This is a genomic window from Halorubrum tibetense, from assembly GCF_042661865.1.
Lineage (GTDB): Archaea > Halobacteriota > Halobacteria > Halobacteriales > Haloferacaceae > Halorubrum > Halorubrum tibetense.
This window is the reverse complement of sequence record NZ_JBHSWW010000339.1, coordinates 1-2,273: the sequence shown is the minus strand read 5'-3', so window position 1 is coordinate 2,273 and position 2,273 is coordinate 1. Positions and strand designations below refer to the sequence as shown.

Below are 2,273 nucleotides of genomic sequence, written 5' to 3'. Positions count from 1 at the left end.
CCGCCGGCACCGGATCGACCGCCCTGCCGACCCTGCCCGCCCGGCCCAGGCGCTTGCCCGGTCTGCTCCTCGATCATCTGCTCTTCGGCCTCGCGACGGATCTCCTCGGCGCGGTCGGCGACCTCCTCGGCCTGCTCGTGCTCGCCCGCCTCCTCGAGGGCGCGGGCCTTCTCCTCTAACACGCCGGCGTCGCGGTAGCCGAGGCGGATCGCGTTGTCGAAGCAGTTGACGGCGTCCTCAACGAGGCCACGCTCGACGAGCAGGAAGCCGCGGTTGTACCAGGCTTCCGCGAAGCGCGGGTCCGTCTCGACCGCGCGCTCCGCGTGTTCGAGCGCCTGCTCCTCGCGGCCGAACTCCCAGAGCGCGTACGCGAGGTTGGTCTCGGCGGTCGCGGCGTGCTCGGAGTCGTCGTCGATCCGTAGCGCCTCCTCGTACGCGCCGATCGCCTGGTCGAACTCCTCCAGCTGGGCGTGTGCCGCCCCCTTGTTCACCCACGCCTCCTGTGCTTCGAGCGAGTCCTCCTCGGCGAACTGCGCGGCGCGCTCGAACGTCTCGGTCGCCTCCTCGAACCGGTTGATCCCCATGTACGAGAGCCCCACGTCGATCAGCCGCTCGACATCGACGGCGTCGCTCTCGACGTTCCGTCGGTCGAGCACATCGGTGAGCACCCGCGAGTCGACGGGGTCGACCGTGGTGGGATCGGCGTCCAGCTCTTCGGGATCGAGCGTGAACTCCTCGTAGTCGGCGTCGACGCCCTGACCAGCGGAGAACTCGTGGCCGTCGACGTCGCGTTCATCGGTCATATGGCCGGAATTGACGGTCACGATGGGTAAGCGTTACGTCGGCGGGGCGATCGGGGGGAGCCGAACGACGGTTCCGGCGGCGAGTCGCCGATCCGTGGACCCAATGTCGTCCGGGACGAGCGATCGGTATGACCGACGACGCAGGGGATCGCTCCCGGGTCGGATCCCTCGCGTCGATCTCGCGCGGCGCTTCGCTGTACACCGTCGGAAAGGTCGTCTCCGACGCCGGCGAGTTCCTGCTCCACCTGCTCGTCTCGCGCTTCTTCGGGGCCGCGACCTACGGGCTGTTCGCGTACGGAAAGACGCTCGCGTTCACGGCGCTGCTCATCACCAACCTCGGGTCCGACGAATCGATCCTCAAGTACCTCCCACAGTACGCCGACGACCCGCGGAAGCGACGGTTCCTCCTTGGACTGGCGTGGGTCACCTCCGCCGCCGGCGGGCTGGTCGTCGCCGGGGCGCTGTTCCTGCTCGCCCCGACGATCGCCGCCCTGACGCTGGAGGACCCGCGGTTCGTCGGGGTGCTCCGACTGTTCGCCGCGGTGCTGTTCGTCGACACGCTCGCGAGCCTGTTGTACGCGACGTTTCGGGCGGTCGAGCGGGTCGAGTACGAGGTGGCGACCAAGCGACTGCTCAAGCCGACGCTCCGCGTGGTGGGTGTGGGTGGAACCATCGCGGTCGGGGGGTCGCTGTACGGCGTCGTGGTCGCGATGGTCGCCGCCAGCGTCGTGACGCTCGGGGTCGCCGCCCTGGTTTTCGTCCGCCGGCTCGACGTTCGACCGACGCTCCGGTCGCCGGGGGACACCCGCCGGACCGTCCGGGAGTACTACGGCTACTCGCTCCCCCTGACCGCGAAAGAAGCGGGAACGGTGATGCAGGGACGCGTCGACGTCCTGATGGTCGGGTTGTTCCTGTCGTCGACCGCGGTCGGCGTGTACAACGTCTCGGTCCTAGTCGCCGGCGTGTTGTACGTCCCGCTGTTAGCGTTCAACCGGCTGTTCCCACCGGTCGCGTCGCGGCTGCACGCGGAACGCCGCCGAACGGACCTGGCGGCCATCTACGGCGTCATCACCCGATGGACGCTCACCGCCAGCCTCCCGGTGGCGGCGGTGATGGTGGTGTTCCGCGCGGAGATCCTCGCGCTGTTCGGGCCGGAGTTCACCGTCGGAACCGTCGTGTTGAGCCTGTTCGTCGTCAGTCAGCTGTGGAACTGCGCGACCGGACCGAGCGGCTACCTGTTGATGATGACCGACCACCAGTACGCCGTGATGGTCAACGAGTGGGCCTTCGGCGTCGCCAACGTCGCCCTCAACTACCTGTTCATTCAGGCGTTCGGGCTCGTCGGCGCCGCGCTCGCGTCCGCCGGCGTGCTCGCGGCGCGGAACCTCACGAAGGTGGCGGAGGTGTGGTACTTCGAGCGGCTCCACCCCTACTCGCGGTCGTTCCTGAAACCGATCGGGGCGGCCGCCG

Annotated in this window: 2 protein-coding genes; one reads left to right on the top strand and one right to left on the bottom strand. The window is 68.9% G+C overall.

The window, feature by feature from the left end; genetic code table 11:
• On the bottom strand, positions 1-803 hold an 803-nt coding region (locus ACFQEU_RS14710; RefSeq protein ID WP_379783375.1), incomplete at its 3' end, for a tetratricopeptide repeat protein.
• A 128-nt stretch (positions 804-931) separates the two neighbouring features.
• Between ACFQEU_RS14710 and ACFQEU_RS14705 the strand changes: the two genes are divergently transcribed.
• On the top strand, positions 932-2,273 hold a 1,342-nt coding region (locus ACFQEU_RS14705), incomplete at its 3' end, for a flippase (RefSeq protein WP_379783373.1).